The sequence below is a fragment of the Aeromonas sp. 102P genome (assembly GCF_051920345.1).
GTDB lineage: Bacteria > Pseudomonadota > Gammaproteobacteria > Enterobacterales > Aeromonadaceae > Aeromonas > Aeromonas veronii.
In genome coordinates, this window is record NZ_JBQBCZ010000001.1 from 4274877 (window position 1) to 4293384 (window position 18508).

Annotated in this window: 17 protein-coding genes; 4 read left to right on the forward strand and 13 right to left on the reverse strand. The window is 60.7% G+C overall.

The features are described 5' to 3' along the window. Positions 1–82 precede the first annotated feature (82 nt). The 7 genes from ACTG1K_RS20045 to ribBA all read right to left on the reverse strand — a co-directional run bounded on the left by ACTG1K_RS20045 (position 83) and on the right by ribBA (position 7641). On the reverse strand, positions 83–1639 hold the full coding sequence (locus ACTG1K_RS20045) for an ABC transporter substrate-binding protein (RefSeq protein ID WP_440006501.1): 1557 nt from the start codon (positions 1637–1639) through the stop codon (positions 83–85). Between the two features lie 70 nt (positions 1640–1709). Then, a complete protein-coding gene (locus tag ACTG1K_RS20050) occupies positions 1710–3434 on the reverse strand; it encodes a dipeptide ABC transporter ATP-binding protein (RefSeq protein ID WP_440006503.1) in 1725 nt (574 codons plus the stop codon). Positions 3435–3921: 487 nt separating this feature from the next. Then, positions 3922–4416: a phosphatidylglycerophosphatase A family protein gene (locus ACTG1K_RS20055; RefSeq protein ID WP_047438136.1), complete on the reverse strand. Its 495-nt coding sequence runs from the start codon at positions 4414–4416 to the stop codon at positions 3922–3924. Beyond that, positions 4413–5372 carry a thiamine-phosphate kinase gene (gene thiL / locus ACTG1K_RS20060; protein WP_026034998.1) on the reverse strand — a complete coding sequence of 320 codons (960 nt, stop codon included), beginning with the start codon at positions 5370–5372 and terminating at the stop codon, positions 4413–4415. Before thiL ends, ACTG1K_RS20055 begins: the two co-directional genes overlap by 4 nt. Before the next feature lie 57 nt (positions 5373–5429). Further along, entirely contained in the window at positions 5430–5843 is a 414-nt protein-coding gene (gene nusB / locus ACTG1K_RS20065) for a transcription antitermination factor NusB (protein WP_005343514.1), read from the reverse strand. Positions 5844–5857: 14 nt separating this feature from the next. Beyond that, the gene (gene ribH / locus ACTG1K_RS20070; RefSeq protein WP_005338866.1) at positions 5858–6328 is read right to left on the reverse strand and encodes a 6,7-dimethyl-8-ribityllumazine synthase; all 471 of its coding nucleotides are present in this window, start codon (positions 6326–6328) and stop codon (positions 5858–5860) included. Positions 6329–6531: 203 nt separating this feature from the next. After that, positions 6532–7641 carry a bifunctional 3,4-dihydroxy-2-butanone-4-phosphate synthase/GTP cyclohydrolase II gene (gene ribBA, locus ACTG1K_RS20075; protein WP_005338875.1) on the reverse strand — a complete coding sequence of 370 codons (1110 nt, stop codon included), beginning with the start codon at positions 7639–7641 and terminating at the stop codon, positions 6532–6534. A 167-nt stretch (positions 7642–7808) separates the two neighbouring features. Here ribBA and ACTG1K_RS20080 point away from each other — a divergent pair, with 167 nt between their 5' ends. Continuing rightward, positions 7809–8756 (forward strand): IS481 family transposase, encoded by a 948-nt coding sequence (locus tag ACTG1K_RS20080; protein WP_440004735.1) that lies wholly within the window; start codon positions 7809–7811, stop codon positions 8754–8756. A gap of 66 nt (positions 8757–8822) precedes the next feature. Here the strand turns inward: ACTG1K_RS20080 and ACTG1K_RS20085 are convergent, their stop codons facing one another. From ACTG1K_RS20085 to glyA, 4 genes are all read right to left on the reverse strand, one after another. After that, positions 8823–9476, reverse strand: a complete 654-nt coding sequence (locus tag ACTG1K_RS20085; protein ID WP_069554374.1) for a riboflavin synthase — start codon at positions 9474–9476, stop codon at positions 8823–8825. 55 nt (positions 9477–9531) lie between these two features. Then, complete coding sequence (gene ribD / locus ACTG1K_RS20090) at positions 9532–10641, reverse strand: bifunctional diaminohydroxyphosphoribosylaminopyrimidine deaminase/5-amino-6-(5-phosphoribosylamino)uracil reductase RibD (protein ID WP_100654432.1); 1110 nt, start codon at positions 10639–10641, stop codon at positions 9532–9534. Positions 10642–10738: 97 nt separating this feature from the next. Then, entirely contained in the window at positions 10739–11188 is a 450-nt protein-coding gene (gene nrdR / locus ACTG1K_RS20095) for a transcriptional regulator NrdR (protein WP_005338880.1), read from the reverse strand. Positions 11189–11338: 150 nt separating this feature from the next. After that, positions 11339–12592, reverse strand: coding sequence for a serine hydroxymethyltransferase (glyA, locus tag ACTG1K_RS20100; RefSeq protein ID WP_005338884.1), 1254 nt, complete (start codon positions 12590–12592; stop codon positions 11339–11341). Positions 12593–12916: 324 nt separating this feature from the next. On the opposite strand from glyA, the gene ACTG1K_RS20105 reads away from it, so the two are divergent. Beyond that, a complete protein-coding gene (locus tag ACTG1K_RS20105; protein ID WP_429150536.1) occupies positions 12917–13201 on the forward strand; it encodes a hypothetical protein in 285 nt (94 codons plus the stop codon). Between the two features lie 50 nt (positions 13202–13251). Here the strand turns inward: ACTG1K_RS20105 and torS are convergent, their stop codons facing one another. Continuing rightward, positions 13252–16089 (reverse strand): TMAO reductase system sensor histidine kinase/response regulator TorS, encoded by a 2838-nt coding sequence (gene torS / locus ACTG1K_RS20110; RefSeq protein ID WP_440006506.1) that lies wholly within the window; start codon positions 16087–16089, stop codon positions 13252–13254. Between the two features lie 70 nt (positions 16090–16159). Between torS and torT the strand changes: the two genes are divergently transcribed. Both torT and ACTG1K_RS20120 read left to right on the forward strand, forming a co-directional pair. Then, positions 16160–17206 (forward strand): TMAO reductase system periplasmic protein TorT, encoded by a 1047-nt coding sequence (gene torT, locus ACTG1K_RS20115; RefSeq protein ID WP_429150540.1) that lies wholly within the window; start codon positions 16160–16162, stop codon positions 17204–17206. A gap of 37 nt (positions 17207–17243) precedes the next feature. Beyond that, positions 17244–17648: a GFA family protein gene (locus tag ACTG1K_RS20120; RefSeq protein ID WP_005338893.1), complete on the forward strand. Its 405-nt coding sequence runs from the start codon at positions 17244–17246 to the stop codon at positions 17646–17648. A 36-nt stretch (positions 17649–17684) separates the two neighbouring features. Here ACTG1K_RS20120 and torR read toward each other — a convergent pair whose 3' ends face one another. Further along, positions 17685–18398 carry a two-component system response regulator TorR gene (gene torR / locus ACTG1K_RS20125; RefSeq protein WP_440006508.1) on the reverse strand — a complete coding sequence of 238 codons (714 nt, stop codon included), beginning with the start codon at positions 18396–18398 and terminating at the stop codon, positions 17685–17687. Positions 18399–18508 lie beyond the last annotated feature (110 nt).

An 18508-nucleotide genomic window follows, 5' to 3' on the forward strand; every position in this document is an offset into this window, starting at 1 on the left:
GGCCTGTGTCGTGGCACAGGCTTCTGTTAGTGGGCGGAGTGACCAGCTGACCACCCCGCCCCGTCCTTCCTTAGCGCTTCTCTTACTTGCTGACCACCAGGTCACCCAGGTAAGGGAAGTTCATCACGTTGACCACCGGCTTGATGTCGACGTTCTTCTTGGCGCCATAGGCCAGATCTTCCCAGTGCAACGGCACGTAGGCAGCATCTTCGATCAGCATGGCTTCGACCTTCTTCAGCATCTCGGCACGCTTGGCCGGATCGGTCTCGGCGTTGGCATCCATCACCAGCTTGTCAGCTTCGGCGTTGGCGTAACCGGCGCAGTTGTACTGACCCATACCGGTCTTGGCATCCTTGGTGAAGGTCAGGAACTCGAAGAAGTTCGCGGTATCTTCGGTGTCGGAGTGCCAGCCAATCAGCTGCATGTCCGCGGCGCACTTGTCAAACTCGGGCCAGTACTGGGCCACCGGCATGGTCTTCAGATCCACCTTGATGTTGATCTTGGCCAGCATGGCGGAGACAGCCTGGGCAATCTTGACGTCGTTGACGTAGCGGGCAGCCGGGGAGATGAAGGTCATCTTGAAGCCTTTCTCGTAACCGGCCTCTTTTATCAGCTCCTTGGCCTTGGCCAGATCATACTGGGGCACCAGCGCCTCGTTGTGACCGGCATAGCCTTTCGGGCTCAGCTGACCAGCAGGGGTACCGAAGCCCTTGTTGATCTTCTCGACAATGCCCACCTGGTTGATGGCGTAGTTGATCGCCTGACGCACGCGCTTGTCTTTCAGTGCCGGGTTGGTGTTCTGGTTCAGCTCGATGATGATGGCGCGGGTACCGGACAGGGTGACCAGCTGGGAGTCCTTGCCATTCTTCACGCGCTCCAGATCGTTCGGCGCAACCGGATAGATCATGTCCACGTCGCCACCCAGCAGGGCTGCAACACGGGTCGCATCTTCCTTGATGGGCACCACGGTCAGGTTCTCGACGTTACCCTTGGAGGCCTTGTCCCAATAGTTGGCGTTGCGGGCATAATCGAGCTTCACACCCTGCTCGCGGAACTTGACGGTGAACGGGCCAGTACCGGAGACATTGGTCGAGGCAAAGGAGTCGCCATTCTTGACGATCTCGGCCTTGTCTTTGCCCGCTTCGGTCTTGCCGGTATAGAACTTGGAGTCCATCGGGAAGATGTAGGTGACGGTCTGCAGCACCAGCGGGAAGGGCTTGGCGGTGATCAGATCGACGGTGTAGTCATCGACCTTCTTCACTTCGCTGATGGGATCGAAGATCGCCTTGAAGTCGACGGAGGATTTCAGGCGGTTAACGGTCCACACCACATCATCGGCGGTAAAATCGTTACCGGAATGGAACTTGACCCCCTTGCGCAGGTGGAAGCGGACGGTCTTGTCGTCAATACGCTCATACTTCTCGGCCAGACGGGGCTCGAACTGCAAGTCCTGGGTGTAACGCATCAGGGGATCGAATACCAGGTGCGACATCTCCAGAGTCTGACCGGAAAGCTGCTCCTGCGGATCCAGCGAAGTGGCGTCAGAAGCGACACCCACCTTGATATCAGCGGCTGAGACACTGAAGGCGAAACCGGCGGCAAACAGCGCCAGGGCAATCTTGGACAATCCTTTCTTCATCTTGTTCTCCATGCTTTTGGCTTTCTTATGACACTTTTTTTGACAAGCAGACCGGCGCACCGGCGCTCTCCTAGCTTGCGATTTCCAGCCCCTCGCGGGACATTCCCTTGAACTCCGGCATGAGGGAGATCAGCTTGCGGCTGTACTCATGCTCGGCATTGGTAAAGAGTTTCTCGGTCTCGGCCACTTCCACCAGATGACCGTGCTGCATCACCCCGATGCGGTCGCACATCTGGCGGATCACCGGCAGATCGTGGCTGATAAACAGCATGGTGAGCTTGAGCTCCTGCTGCAGATCCTTGAGCAGGTTGAGGATCTGGGCCTGCACCGACACATCCAGTGCCGAGGTCGGCTCGTCGCAGATAAGGAAGCGCGGGCGAGTGGCCAGAGCGCGGGCAATGGAGATACGCTGGCGCTGACCGCCGGAGAACTCGTGGGGATACTTGACCCCGGCACCACGACCGAGACCCACATGATCCAGCAGATCGCCGACAATCCCCTCAATCTGGCTCTCGCTGCTCGCCAGCTGATGGAAGCGGATCGGCTCGGCAATGATGTCGCGCACCTTCATCCGCGGGTTCATCGACGAATAGGGGTTCTGGAACACCATCTGCATCTGGCGACGCAGCGGGCGACGCTCGCGCTCGCTCTTGAGAGCTGTCAGGTCGATTCCCTCAAAGAAGATTTTGCCGCTATCAGGCGGATAGAGACCGGTGATGGCGCGGGCAATAGTCGATTTGCCGGAGCCCGATTCCCCCACCAGACCGAAGGTCTCCCCTTCGAAGATCTCGAAGCTGATGTTGTTGCAGGCGCGCACATACTGGCGGCGGCTCGGGAAGATGGAGTCCTTGGTGACGAACTTCAGATCGACGTTCTCCACCCGCAGCAGCGCCCCTTCATAGGCACGCTCGTCCTGACTCTGGCCGAGCCAGTGGGTCTTGAGGTCGATATTGGTATCCGGCGCACTGGCATCCTCGATATAGGAGACCAGCGGGAAACGCACCAGCTTCACATCGGAGCGGGGTACCGCCGAGATGAGGCTGCGGGTATAGGGGTGATTGGGGCTGCCCAGCACCTGTTCGGTCAGGCCGAACTCCACCAGATCGCCGCGATACATCACCGCCACCTTGTCGGTAACGTTGGAGACCACGCCCATGTCGTGGGTCACCAGCATGCAGCCCACCTGACGCTCTTTGCAGAGGGCGCGGATAAGCTGGAGGATCTGATCCTGAATGGAGACGTCCAGCGCCGTGGTCGGCTCATCGGCGATGATCAGCTCCGGATCGCAGGAGAGCGCAATGGCGATAACCACCCGCTGACGCATGCCACCGGAAAACTGGTGTGGATACTGTTTGATGCGCAGCTCCGGCTGCGGAATACCCACAGCCCCCATCAGCTCCAGCGCCTTGGCAAAAGCGGCCTCGCGAGAGAGGTCGGTATTGGCCAGAATGGTCTCCACCAGCTGATGCTCAACGGTGAACAGCGGGTTGAGGGAGGTCATGGGGTCCTGGAATATGAACCCGATACGGGAGCCACGGATGGCCCGCATCTCGTTCTGGCTCTTGCCGGAGATGAGCTCGCCATTGAGATAGATATCACCGCGGGCGATGCGACCCGGCGGGCTCAGGAGATCGATAACGGCGTTGCCGATGGTGGACTTGCCGGCGCCGGATTCACCGACCACCCCGACAATCTCACCCTTTTCGATAGAGAAAGAGAGATCCTTCACCGCGGCCAGCACCCCGTAGCGGGAGGGGTACTCGATCCGCAAGTTCTTTACTTCGAGCAAGGACATGTTTACCTCTGCGGGGGACATCCGTCCCAAATAATTCGTCCGTAAATCAGCCGCAGATGCCGGTTGTTACCTTGGGCAATATTTGCTCAATCCATGAGGCAGCGAAACCAGCGATCCGGGCGGGTTTTTTGCATTTTTTTGGAATAACCCGCGAGTAACTTAGACGGTTTGACCACGGGTGTAAATGATTGAGTTATACAATTCCGCAATATTTTGTGCAGATAACCACCAATTCGGCAGAGATAAATTATGATTTTCATCACACAAATGGCCGGTGCGTCCGTACATCTATTGGTATCATTACTTTAATTTCAACAACAACGCAACAAGCAGCATTTATCACTATTTCCAAAACAATCACCAGCCCCGAATGAGTAGTGAATATTTATGTGAAATGGATGATAAACGGCAGCATATGCCGATGAATGAAAATTAAGCAGATATAAATCGGGGGATGCCAGAACGGTCATCCCCCGGAAGGTGGCTCTCAACCGAGCCAGAATGCCAGTAATTGCATACAAAACAGGGCGAACAGGCCGGCGATCAGATCGTCCAGCATGATGCCCAGACCACCGTGGATCCGGCGATCAAACCAGGAGATGGGCCAGGGCTTGAGCACATCAAACAACCGGAACAGCGCGAAGCCCGCCACCACCCACTCCCAGCCGGCTGGCGCGGCGATCATGGTGACGCCAAAGCCGATCACCTCGTCCCAGACGATGGCGCCGTGATCCGGCATACCGATGGCATCGGTGGCGCTCTGGCAGATACGAATACCGACCACAAAACCCACCACCAGCAAGGCGATGAACCAGTGGGTCGGCAGCCCGCTCACCAGCAGGTAGAGCGGAATGGCCGCCAGGGTGCCCATGGTGCCCGGCGCCTTGGGGCTGAGACCGGAACCAAACCCCACCGCCAAAAAATGAAGCGGATTTTTCAGATCCAGTCGTGTCAGCTCGGGCTTTATCCTGAACAAACTCATGCGAAGTGATCCCACCCTTTCAGTTGCAGCTCGACCGCCTGGTCGCCACGCAGGTAGTCGATGCCCGGCTCGCCCGCCACGATGCGGCCGATGCGGCTGAACTTGACCCCGCTGTGGGCTAACGCCGTATCGAGCGCGCCGCGGTGCTCCTCCGGTACGGTGAAGCAGAGCTCGTAGTCATCGCCACCGGCCAGCGCCAGTTGCCACGCCTCCTGCTCGCTCACCGCATCCTGCAACACCGGCGAGAGCGGCAGCAGATCGAGATCGATCTGGGCCCGCACGCCGGAGGCCTTGAGAATATGGCCGAGATCCGATGCCAGACCATCGGAGAGGTCCAGCGCACTCCCCGCCAGCCCGCGCAGCGCCTGACCGGCCAGAATGCGGGGATGGGGATGGTCGAGCCGTGGCAGCACCGCAGCCAGCTGGTTCTCGTTGAGGGTGCGTTTGCCCAGCAGATGGGAGAGTGCCAACGCGGCATCCCCCAGGGTACCGGTCACATAGATGCCGTCACCGGCTTTGGCACCGCTGCGCATCAGGGCGCGACCGGCAGGCACCGACCCCTTCACCGAGATGGTGATGGAGAGCGGCCCGCGGGTCATGTCTCCGCCCACCAGCGCCACGTTGTAGTACTCGGCCAGCTCCAGAAACCCTTCGGCAAAACCGGCAACCCAACCTTCGTTGATGGCAGGCAGGGTCAGCGCCAGCGACACCCAGCGTGGCTCGGCACCCATGGCGGCGAGATCGGAGAGATTGACCGCAAGCGCCTTGTAGCCGAGATCCACCGGATCCATGTCGGGAAAGAAGTGTACGCCGCTCACCAGAGTGTCGGTGCTCACCGCCAGCTGGGTATCGGGGGGCAGGGTCAGCAGGGCACAGTCATCTCCAGGGCCCATCACCACGTCCTTGCGGGCGTGGGGGACCTTGAAGTACTTATCAATCAGCTCAAATTCACCCATACAGTAAAAAGCCAGCAATAAGCTGGCTCCTCTCTTAGATGCTGACGGACAGCAGGATCAACGCTTGTTCAGCGATTTGATCACCTTGTCCAGTACACCGTTGACAAACTTGTGGCTGTCATCGGCAGCAAAAGCTTTGGCCAGCTCGATCGCTTCGTTGATGACCACGCGCGGCGGTACATCATCACGACGGGTCAGCTCGTAGGTCGCCAGACGCAGGATCGCCTTGTCCACCATGTCCACTTCTTCCAGCGGACGGGAGAGGAAAGGTGCAAACACCTTGTCCAGCTCGCTGCAGTGGAGGGCTACCCCGAACAGCAGATCGCGGAAATAGTTCAGGTCTACACCCTTGGTGTCCTGATCGATCTTGAACTGCTCTTCGATGTCACCCACGTTAGCCTTGGTCATCTGCCACTGGTAGATGGCCTGGGTGGCGCAATGGCGGGCTTTACGGCGCTCAGACGGTTTCAATGTACTTCTCCTCGTTACACGTCCAGTTCTTTCAGGACGTTGATCATTTCGAGCGCTGCCAGTGCAGCCTCTGCACCCTTGTTACCCGCCTTGGTACCTGCACGCTCGATGGCTTGTTCAATGTTTTCAGTGGTCAGCACACCGAAGGCAACGGGAATTTCATATTCCATCATTACCTGGGCCATGCCCTTGCTGTTCTCGTTTGCCACCAGGTCGAAGTGGTAGGTGCCGCCACGGATGACAGTACCGACCGCCACGATGGCGTCGTATTGACCACTCTTGGCCAGCTTCTTGATGACCAATGGCATTTCAACCGCGCCCGGCACTTTTACCAGTGTCAGGTTGCTGTCCTGCACTTGACCTTGACGCTTCAGTACGTCCACCGCACCGTTCACCAGACTGTCGTTGATGAAGCTGTTGAAACGGGCAACAACAATAGCAACGCGCGCCTCAGGAGCGGCGATATTTCCTTCGATAACCTTCATTGGAAATCCTGTATCTGTGCAATCAAAAGGGCCGGAGTCAAAAGTGCGCACATTCTAGCACAACAGACCCACGACAAAAACCATGGCCGCAATAGACGGCCATGATCGCGATTTAACCAGTCCGGCGCACTTGCTCGCCGGTAAATTCCACGACTTCCAGACCGAAACCGCCCGGAAGGGGATGGTACTTCTCTGGTAGTACGTTACTCGCCGACGTACTCAACCACTTCCAGACCGAAACCGCCGAGGGCATGGTACTTCTTCGGCGAGCTCAGCAGGCGCATCTTGCTTACACCAAGGGCCTTGAGGATCTGGGAACCCACACCAACCCGGCGCGAGGTGCCCTGCCACTTGGCTCCTTCCGGCGCCAACCCCTTGTCGGCGGCTTCAAAACCCTTGACCCGGGCCAGCAGCTCGGCGCCGTGGGATTCCGCCCCCAAAATCACCAGCACCCCGCCTTCGTCAGCGATGCGGGCCATGGATTTAGGCAGCGGCCAGCTGCGGGCGGCGTGGCGGTCGGTCAGCAGCAGATCGCTCAGCACATCGTGCAGATGGACGCGCACCAGGGTCGGCTGGTCGGCCTGCACCTCACCCTTTTTCAGGGCGAAGTGAACCTGATTGTCGATGGTGTCGCGGAAGGTGATGAGGTCGAACTCGCCAAACTCGGTGGGCAGCTTGCACTCGGCCACCTTTTCGACAGTGGTCTCGTGCTGGTTGCGGTACTCGATAAGATCGGCGATGGTGCCAAGCTTGATGCCATGCTCCTCGGCGAAGATCTCCAAGTCAGGACGGCGCGCCATGGTGCCATCTTCGTTGAGGATCTCGACGATGACGGCGGCCGCCTCGAAACCGGCCAGACGGGCCAGATCGCAGCCCGCTTCGGTGTGACCGGCACGGGTCAGCACGCCGCCATCCTGCGCCATCAGCGGGAAGATGTGGCCCGGCTGCACCAGATCGGCCGCCTTGGCATTGGGCGCCACAGCCGCCTGCACGGTCACCGCGCGATCGGCAGCGGAGATACCCGTGGTCACCCCTTCTGCCGCCTCGATGGAGACGGTAAAGGCGGTGGAGAACTGGGCATTGTTGCGATCCACCATCAGCGGCAGCGCCAATTGCTTGCAGCGATCCCGGGTCAGAGTCAGGCAGATGAGGCCACGGCCGTAGCGGGCCATGAAGTTGATATCCTCCGGACGGACGCAGGAGGCGGCCATGATGAGGTCCCCTTCGTTCTCCCTGTCTTCGTCATCCATCAGGATCACCATCTTGCCAGCCTTGATATCGGCAATGATTTCCTGGGTTGTGCTCAGCGCCATGGGCTACTCCATCAGTGTGCTTGGGGGTTGAGCCCGCAGGCTCAACGCAAATGCGTGTGTATGTTGCTCTAGATTGGGGCTAGCTGTGATCTCTCTGTAGGTTGTTCACTCGGGGCATTCCCGGAGAATTGGAGGCACCAACCAAACCAATCATCCGAGGTGCCCGAGTGAACAATCATAAAAATGCCCGATTAACCGTCTTTGGTCGACAGCTTCTTGTCCAGCGTATCCTTGAGCAGGGCCTGCGCGTTGAAGAGGCCGCTCACGCTGCCGGGGTCAGTATCCGCACCGCTTACAAGTGGCTCACTCGATATCGCCAGGAGGGACCTGATGGTTTGTACAATCGCTCTTCTCGACCCGCATCTTGCCCTCATGCCATTGATGACCAGCGCCAGCAGAGGATTATCGAACTGCGCAAGCAGCGACGGACCTATCGGCACATCAGCCAATATCTGGGCATAGGGCACAGTACTGTCGCCCGCATCTTGCAGCGCATGGGACTTCATCGATTGGCCAATCTGGCCCCAGCTGTTCCAGTACAACGCTATGAACATGAGAAACCGGGTGACTTGCTGCATCTGGACATCAAAAAGTTGGGGCGTTTCCACCGTCCCGGCCATCGTATCACCGGCGACCGCAGCAAGGACTCACGCGGCGCAGGGTGGGAGTGTGTTCATGTGGCGATTGATGACCACTCCCGTGTGGCGTTCAGCGCTCTGCATCCTGATGAAACGGGACGCAGTGCCTGCCTGGCGCTGTTACAGGCACTTCGCTACTACGCCGGGCTCGGCATTTGTTTCAGTCGGCTACTCACGGACAATGGAGCCTGTTACCGGTCGAAACGCTTCCAGAAGCTGTGTCGTCGGCTGGGGCTCAAGCATCTGCGCACCAAGCCTTACACACCACAAACCAATGGCAAAGCAGAGCGCTTCATTCAGACCGCCCTGCGTGAGTGGGCTTATGCACGGAGCTATGACTCGTCAGAGCAACGGGCAGAGCACTTGCAACCGTGGTTGCATGAGTACAACTGGCATCGTCCTCATGCCAGTCTGGGCTACCAGCCCCCCATCAGTCGTCTTCAATCTGTGAACAACCTGGTGGGTTTACACAGCTAGCGGCTCCATTTCAATCAGAGCGGGATCACAGAAAATCGTTTTGGTGGCCAGATTTAGCGCACACCGTCAGAGAAAACCGGCCTTGGCCAGCGTCTCCATGGTCAGGGTCGAGGCGCTGCTCTCCTGACTTTTCCCCATCATCAGCCGCTCCAGATAGCGAGCGATCTGATCCACCTCGAGGTTGACCTTGTGGCCCGGCTTCCAGCTGGCGATGGTGGTCTCCTGGGCGGTGTGGGGCACGATCGTCAAGCGAAAAAGGTCGCCCTGCACCGCGTTGACGGTGAGGCTGATGCCATCCACCGCAATGGAGCCCTTCTCGGCGATATAGCGGGAGAGCTCGCCCGGCGCCTTGATCCAGTACTCGATGGCGCGGCCGCTGCTGGAGACGCTTTTCACCTCCCCCACCCCGTCCACATGGCCGGAGACCAGATGGCCGCCAAGACGGGAGGTGGGCATCAGCGCCTTCTCGAGGTTGACCCGATCGCCCACTCTGGCGGCGGCAAAGCCGGTACGGGAGAGGGTTTCCAGCGACACATCGGCGGTATAGCTCTTGTCGCCCAGCGCCACGACGGTGAGGCAGACGCCGTTGGTGGCGATGGAGTCGCCCAGTTTGACGTCACTGAAGTCGAGATGCGGTGCATGGACGATGAGGGCCATGTCGTCGCCCTGACGGCGCAGTTCGGCCAGGGTTCCCACCGCTTCGATAATTCCGGTAAACATGCAGATCACCTTGCTGATGACGGGGGCATAGGCTGCCCCCTTGAACATTGATAAATCAGGCTATTTTGGCGGTAATGCGAATATCCGGCCCCACCATGCGCACATCCTTGATGGCGAGCTTGGGGGCCTGGAACAGCCGGGTCAGACCCGGCAGATGGAACAGGCCGCGCCCTTCGTCACCCATCAGTTTGGGTGCCTGATAGAGCACCAGCTCATCGACCAGCCCTTTTTCCAGCAGAGCGCCGCAGAGCCGCGGGCCCGCCTCGACCAGCACCGAGTTGACGTTCTGTTTGGCCAGCAGCATGAAGAGGCTGACCAGATCCAGCTTGCCATCCAGCAGCGGCAGCTCCAGCTGTTGCACCCACTCGGGCCACTCGCCGGACGCCTTGTGACGGGCCAGCAGCACCGGGCTCTCGCTCTGGAACAGCGGCAAGTCGGGTGTGAGGCGGTTTTGCGAATCGACAATGACCCGCAGCGGCTGGCGCAGGGTCTCTTTGGGATAACTCGCCTTGACCGAGGATGGCAGCTCGTCCCAGCGCACGGTCAGGGAAGCGCCATCGGCCAGCACGGTTTCGGCGCTGGAGAGCACCGCATCGTGGCGGGCCCGCAGCCGCTGCACATCGCGGCGCGCATCCGGGGAGGTGATCCACTGGCTCTCGCCGCTCGCCATGGCGGTGCGGCCATCGAGGCTGGCCCCCAGCTTGACGGTCACTCGCGGGAAGGCGGTACGCATCCGCTTGAAAAAGCCCGGGTTGAGCGCCTCGGCTTCACTCGCCAGCAGGCCGAAATCGGTCTTGATCCCCGCTTCGGAGAGCATGCGCAGGCCACGCCCACCCACCTGGGGATTGGGGTCAACCATGGCCGCCACCACCCGGGCCACGCCAGCGTTGATCAGCGCCTCGGCGCAGGGGGGAGTACGACCGTGGTGGGAGCAGGGTTCGAGAGTCACATAGGCGGTGGCGCCACGGGCGTTGTCACCGGCGGCGCGCAGGGCGTAGACCTCGGCATGGGGCTCGCCCGCCTTCTGATGCCACCCTTCGCCAACCACCACGCCATCCTTGACCAGCACGGCGCCGACGCAGGGGTTGGGGGCCGTGGTGTAGCGGCCGCGGCGGGCCAGTTCGAGGGCCCGACTCATCCATTGGTAATCATCTTGACTAAACATTCGGGCTCCTTTGACAACACATCTCGACTTTACGCAGTATCGTAGGTTCGATTAGCGCAGCGTAATCGGACGCGGCAACATGGGTGAGAATGGCGGTTTACTTCTCCAGCTTGGCGATCTCTTCGCCGAACTCGCGAATATCTTCGAAGCTGCGATAGACGGAGGCAAAGCGGATATAGGCCACCTTGTCCAGACTCTTGAGCTCATCCATCACCAGATTGCCCACCAACTCGGAGGCGACTTCACGCTCGCCGGTGGCACGCAGACGGGATTTGATATGGTTGACCGCCTTTTCGATGGCCTCCATGCTCACCGGCCGCTTCTCCAGCGCCCGCAGGATGCCGGCGCGCAGCTTGTCTTCGTTGAACGGCTCGCGGGAGCCGTTGGACTTGATGACGCGGGGCATCACCAGTTCGGCCATCTCGAAGGTGGTAAAACGCTCGTGACAGAGCAGACACTCACGACGGCGGCGCACCTGATGGCCTTCTGCCACCAAGCGGGAATCGATCACCTTGGTATCAACCGCACTACAGAATGGGCAATGCATCGGACCTCCGGCGTTAATGAAACAGGGACCGGCCCGGCGGGCCAGGATCTAGGTCGGCCAGTGTAGCACGGCCATCCAAAACCGGTAAAAGCCAGAAAAAACAATGCCACCCGCAGGTGGCATTGGTCTCAAACCGAACGGTCTGGTTTATCAGCCATAAACCGGGAAGCGGCGGCAGATATCCAGCACCTTCTCACGCACGGTGGCCAGCACGGCATCGTTATCGTGGTTGTCCAGTACGTCGCAGATCCAGTGGGTCAGCTCGATGGACTCGGCTTCCTTGAAACCACGGCGGGTGATGGCCGGGGTACCGATACGCACACCGGAGGTGACGAACGGGGAACGCGGATCGTTGGGCACGGAGTTCTTGTTGACGGTGATGTTGGCTTTACCCAGCGCAGCGTCAGCATCCTTACCGGTCAGCTCGCGGCCGATCAGGTCAACCAGCATCAGATGGTTGTCAGTACCGCCGGAGACGATCTTGTAACCACGCTCGATAAAGGTGGCGGCCATCGCCTTGGCGTTTTTCACGACCTGAGCCTGATAGGTCTTGAACTCCGGCTCCAGCGCCTCTTTGAAGGCAACGGCTTTACCGGCGATGACGTGCATCAGCGGGCCACCCTGACCACCCGGGAAGACGGCGGAGTTGAGCTTCTTGTAGAGCTCCTCGTCGTCAGCAGCGGAGAGGATCAGACCACCGCGCGGACCGGCCAGGGTCTTGTGAGTGGTGGAGGTGACCACGTGAGCGTGGGGAACCGGGTTCGGGTAGACGCCAGCGGCAATCAGACCAGCCACGTGGGCCATGTCGACGAACAGGTAGGCACCGACCTTGTCGGCGATTTCACGCATGCGGGCCCAGTCAACGATACCGGAGTAGGCAGAGAAGCCACCGATCATCATCTTTGGCTTGTGCTCGACAGCCTGACGTTCCATGTCGTCGTAGTCGATCTTGCCGGACTCATCGATACCGTAAGGCACGATGTTGTAAAGCTTGCCGGAGAAGTTGACCGGAGAGCCGTGGGTCAGGTGACCGCCGTGGGCCAGGTTCATGCCCAGTACGGTGTCGCCCGGCTGCAGCAGAGCCATGTAAACGGCGCTGTTGGCCTGGGAGCCGGAGTGCGGCTGCACGTTGGCGTAAGTGGCACCGAACAGCTCTTTGGCGCGCTCGATAGCCAGAGTTTCGACCACATCCACATACTCGCAACCACCGTAGTAACGCTTGGAGGGGTAACCTTCAGCGTACTTGTTGGTCAGCTGGGAGCCCTGGGCTTCCATGACACGGGGGCTGGTGTAGTTCTCAGACGCAATCAGCTCGATATGCTCTTCCTGACGACGGGTTTCGTCTGTGATGGCCTGCCACAATTGCGGATCATAATTGGCGATGGTCATGTCACGTTTCAACATCCGTTTCTCTCCTGAAAATCGTTTGCGCGTTAGGTGAAGTGGGCGCGGGCATTGTAACGTGAGCTGGATCAAAGAGACAGTCCAACCACCTAAAAAAATGTTGAATTTATGTTGTAAAAAACAAGATTCCCTCCCCGTTCAATACCCTGGCCGCTCCGCCAAACGGCACATTTTTCATCCCGCGGCGGGCGGGCAAAACCCGAAGGGGATCACAACGCCCTCTTTATCCATCCTGTAACATATTCATTCGAAACAAATTTAATGATGATGGAGCTGATTGCAGCCATGCATCCGAGGGGCTGCACCTAACCGGAGGAGTTCAAGATGGACCATCTGCTGACATTCGTGATCCTGGCGGTCTTTTTTCTGTTCTACTGGGTCTACTACACCAGCCAACGCAAACATCTCCCCACCACCTCGTGGGAGCAGCTCCCAACCAAAGCCGACTATCTGGCGGCCCACCCTGAATCAGTCGATGGCGACATCATCTTCTGTTATCACTGCGGCCACCACGAGTTGCTGGAGGTGGGCATGGTGCACCTGACCGATTTTCGCCGGGAATGGGTCTGTGCCAAGTGCAAGCAGGTGCTGTTTCGCGAAAGAGAATAACGGCGCAGGAACTGGCCCCCTCCCTAAACGTTGTGCATCGCCAGCAGTGATCAGAACGGCGAATCCCTGTTGGCCACCAGCCACTGCTGTAACCCGCTCACCGCCGCGTCAAATTGCGCCCCGATTGCCGCAGACTCCCCACCTCCCGCCTCAAGAGCTGCACAGTGGCTGGCAAATTCGGTCAACCCCAGCGCCAGCGCACTCCCCTTGAGCTTGTGCGCCAGCTGACGTTGCTCACTCCCCTCACCCTGAGCCAACTTATCTACCAACACCCGCCCTTGCGACTCAAACAGCGCGACCAGCTGGCGGATCCGCGCCATACCGAGCAGGGGCAGATCGGCATCCAGCACCGGATTGGCCCACTCGGGCTGGTTAGTTGGGGGCACGGCCGCTAGCTGCGCTGGCTGCTCGATAGAGGCGCCCTCTTGCCGAAACAGCTGATCGATGGCGTTCGCCAGCACCGCCAGCCGTACCGGCTTGCCGACAAAATCGACAAAGCCGGCGGCAAGGCAGTGGCGGATATCCTCCGGATACATCTGGGCCGAGATGGCGATGGCGGGCAGCGACCGCTCATGCATCTCCTCGCTGATGGCGGCCAGATCCTCGCGCAGGGTCATGCCGTCCATATCGGGCAGATTGATATCGAGCAGCGCCAGCTCGAAGGGGCGCTCGGTCACCAGCGCCAGCGCGCTGCGACCATCCTCCGCCAGGGTGACGCGATGGCCGAGGCGGGTCAGCATGCCGTGCGCCACCAGCCGGTTGATCTCGTTATCCTCCACCAGCAGGATGTTGCGGGACTGGCCAAGATGTAGCGGTTGCGCCTCGGCGGGCAATTGAGCACTCGAGCGTTGCAAGGGCAGGCTGAAGCTGAATTCACACCCCTTGCCCGGTTCGCTGGCAAGGTTCAGATCGCCCCCCATGGCAGTCACCAGCTTGCGGCTGATCGCCAGTCCCAGCCCGGTGCCGCCCTGATGGCCTATATCACGCTTGCGCTGGCGAAACGCCTCGAACACCGCCTCCTGCTCATCGGCCGGAATGCCGGGGCCGGTATCGCGCACCACAAACCGGATGCAGGGCTCGGCGCAAGGGCCGTGACAGACAAGGGGCGCCACCGTCAGGGTAATCTGGCCACGGGCGGTAAACTTGACTGCATTGCCGAGCAAGTTGCCGAGCACCTGCCGCAGTTTGCCCAGATCCCCCTCGACCACAGGCGCCAGCCCGGGCGCATATTCCAGCGCCAGAGTGACCCCCTTGGCCTCTGCCTTTGGCCGGAAAAGCGCGCAGAGCTCATCCACCAGCAGGAACAGGGGGAAGGGTTCGCGGCGCGCCTCCACATGGCCCGCCTCTATCTTGGAGTAGTCGAGAATGTCGTTGAGGATCTCCAGCAGGGATTCGCCACTGTGCTCGATGGCGGCCAGATAGCGCTGCTGGGTATCGCTGAGGTGGGTATCGCTGAGGTGGGTATCTTCCAGCAGCGTCAGCCCCCCGAGAATGCCGTTCATGGGGGTGCGGATCTCGTGGCTCATGGTGGCGAGAAACACCGACTTGGCGCGGTTGGCCTGTTCTGCCTCGGCGCGGGCCTGCCGCTGCTTCTCCACCTCCTCATTGAGCCGCTCGTTGGCGTGGCTGAGCTGGCCGGTGCGCTCCTCGACCCGCGACTCCAGCTCGCGCTGATAGCGGCCCAGCTCCACCGCATTGTCACGAAACACCTGCAAGGCCCGGCCCAGCTCCGCCAGCTCATCACGGCCCGCCCCGGCGATCGGCTCAAGGGGGGCCAGATCCCCGCGCGCCAACCGGCTCATCCCCGCCACCGCCCGTTGCAGCGGCCAGACGATCCGGCCATAGACCATGCGCCACATCAGCAGCATCAGCAGTAGCAGGGTGAGCAGGCCAATGGCCATCAACGCCTGCTCCAGCAGCCTTAGGCGCTGGCTTAGCGCCTGCTGGCTCTGCCCCAGCGAATCGCGGGCACGGCTGACCAGCTCACCGACCTGCTGGTTGAGGCTGCTCATCAGGGCTTCGTTGGCACTGGCGAGCACCCGCAGCGCCTCCCCCTTGCCGAGCCAGTCGCTGCGCAGTTGCACCAGCTTGTCGCTCTGCGCCAGCACGGTCAGCGCCTGCTCCACCGCCTGACGGCGGGCCGGATCGGTCACCGCCCCGGCTCGCAATTGCAAGATAGCCAGCTCCCGCTGCCCCTCCTGCAACAGGGCCTGCAATTGCCCCTGCTGTTCGCTGCGCCACATCTCTTCGATGCGCTGCTGCTGCATCAGGGTGCGATGGCGCAGCTCGGTCATCTGCTCCAGCCAGTCGAGATCCTGCTCCAGCAGGCGGTCCAGCGTCCGGGTCGCCTGCTCACCTTGCTGTTGGTAGAGGGAACCCAACCCCGCCACCATCACGGTTTCGGCGTTCTCCATCTGGCTACGCGCCAGCTCGGCAATCTGCCCGGCTGCCGCCACCAGACGGGCCCGCTGCGCCTCCCCCTGCGCCATCAGGGTCAACCGTTCCCCCACCAGCCAACCCTGTTGACCCAGATTGCCGATGATGCTCTGACTGAGCTGATCGAGGCTTGTTGAACCCTGCCCACGGCCGAGTTGCGCCAGCACCTGCTGCAGCTGTTGTCCCTGCAGAGTGAGCAAGCGCCCCTGATGCTCCCGCTCCTGCTCGCTGGTTGCGGTGGCCAATAGCCGCGACGCGCTCTGGATCTCGCCGCTGAGACGAGAGAGCGTGCGCGCCAGCTCCTGATCGGCCAGGGTCTGCTGCACCCCTTGTTCCAGCTGGCGCAGATGGCTAAGCCCCACCCAGCCCAGTAGGGAGGCACTCAGTGTGAGTAATGCCATCAAGGAGAAGGCCAGCAGCAACTTGCCACCCAGGCCGGAAAAGATTCTCACGGGAAGTCCCTTGGTTGTGGTCGGCTTTGACCGGATAATATGGCCCAACACTTTAACAAAACCCCTGACCATGCGAAGCGTCTATCTCTCCCCGTTGTTGCTGATCTGGTTGCTAATGCTTCCCCGAGCCGCCCTCGCCTTTGCGGTCGATATCTGGCCCGGCGGCGAATTCAGCGGCCAGCCGCTGCGCCAGCAGTGGCAGGAACCCGCCGCCGCAACCAAACCGCTGACCCTCTGTGCCCTCTACCCCCATCTGCGCGACGCCTACTGGCTTTCGGTCAATCAGGGCATGGTGGACGAGGCGAAGCGGCTGGGAGTCAAGTTGCAGATCCATGAAGCGGGGGGCTATGGCGCCCTCGCCGAGCAGCGCCAGCAGTTGCAGCGCTGCGTGCAGGAAGAGAGCGACGCCATCTTGCTCGGCGCGGTGAGCTATCAGGGCTTGCGCGAGGCCATCAAGGTCACGCCGTTGCCGCTCTTTGGGCTGGTCAACGATCTGCCCAGCGGTCTGGTGCAGGCGAAGGTGGGGGTCTCCTGGTACCAGATGGGCTGGCAGATTGGCCACTGGCTGGCGCAGCGTCACCCCGCCGGCAGCAAGCCGGTCTCGGTCGCCCTCTTCCCCGGCCCGCAGGCAAGCGGCGGCAACAACTTCGTCGAGCCGGGCTTTGCCGATGCCATCAAGGGGAGCGCCATCAAGCTGGTCACCACCGAGCGCGGCGACAACAGCCGGGAAATCCAGCGCACGCTGGTGCAGCAGACGCTGGCCCGCTATCCCGACCTCGACTATCTGGTGGGAGGCGCCATCGCCGCCGAAGTGGCGGTCAACGAGCTGGCGCAGCGCCATCTCGACAGGCCTCAGGTGCTGAGCACCTACTTCAGCCACGGGGTACAGCGAGGCCTCCGCCGGGGGAAGATCCTCGCCGCCAACAGCGATCAGATGCGGCTGCAGGGGCGCCTTGCGGTCGCTCAGGCGGTCTGCCTGCTGCAACACCCTGATGCCAGTGCCGAACAGTGTCCGCGGGTGATGGGGCCACCCATTCTGACGCTGTCTGCACCGCTGGCCGACCCCGCCGATTCCCTCTCGGAGGGCGCTTTTCGCCCCGTCTATCGGGTCGAATAGCCGTTCCAAATCCGATTAGCACACTCAAGGAGAAGAGATGAAAGAGTTACATGCCAGCTGCCTGTGCGGCGCCGTCGCCCTGACCCTGCCGGATCAGTTCGACTATATGGGGAACTGCCACTGCAGCGAATGCCGCAAGTTTTCGGGGGGAGATTACGCCTCGGTCGGCGGACTGGATGGCAACAAGGTCACCATAGTGAAGGGGGAAGAGGCCATTGGCCGCTACCGGAAATCGGCAGAGACTACCCTGGCATTCTGTCGTCACTGCGGCTCCAGCCTGTTCAGCCAGAAGAGCAGCAGCGGCAAGATCAACCTTCGCCTCGGGGTACTGGACGATGTGCCGAGCCAGCGGCCCGCGTTTCACATCTTTGTCGGCTCCAAGGCGCCCTGGCACCAGATTGGCGACGACTGCCCGCAATTTGATACCCGCCCGCCGGTCTGATACCCGGTCAAACAGGTCAAAGCCACCGCAACGGGGTCAGGAGGCTATCTCGCCGGCAAACAGATAGCCTTCACCATGGACGGTGACAAACAGCTGGGGATCCCGCGGATCCGTTTCCATCTTGCCGCGCAGCCGCCGGATCAACACGTCTATGGTGCGATCGCTCGGGCCATCGCCGCGATGGCTGATGAGGGTCAGGATCCGCTCCCGACTGAGCACCCGCCCGGCATGGGCGACAAAGGCCACCAGCACTTCATATTCGGCCTTGGTCAGGCGCACCGGCACTCCGTCCTTGCTGAGCTGGCGGCGGGGGATGTCAAAACGCCAAGGGCCGAAGCGCACCGCATCGTCAGCCACCGCAGGCTCGCTCGGCGCGGCGGCCGCCAGCGAGATCCGCCACAGCAGATTCTTGACCCGCACCAGCAACTCCCGCAGCTCGAACGGCTTGGTGACATAGTCGTCGGCCCCCATCTCGAGGCCGACAATCCGGTCCACCGCATCGCTGCGGCCGGTGACCAGAATGATCCCCACGGTGCTGCGCGCCCGCAGTTCACGGGTCAGCAGCAGACCATCTTCCCCCGGCAGGTTGATATCCAGCATCACCAGATCGACCCTCAGCTCCGCCAGCACGGCGCGCATCTCCTGGCCGTTTTCGACCGCCGTCACCCGATAGCCCTCCCGCTCGAAATAGCCGGTCAGCTTCTCGCGGGTAACCGCATCATCTTCAACAACCAGAATGTGGTAGCTCATGGGCAGGATTCACGATGGTCGACAAGGGAGGATTATTCTATTCACATTTTGTCATAAATACCCCTATTTCATTAATTTGTGGCGGCAGCCCTGTTCACAACGCCTCCCTA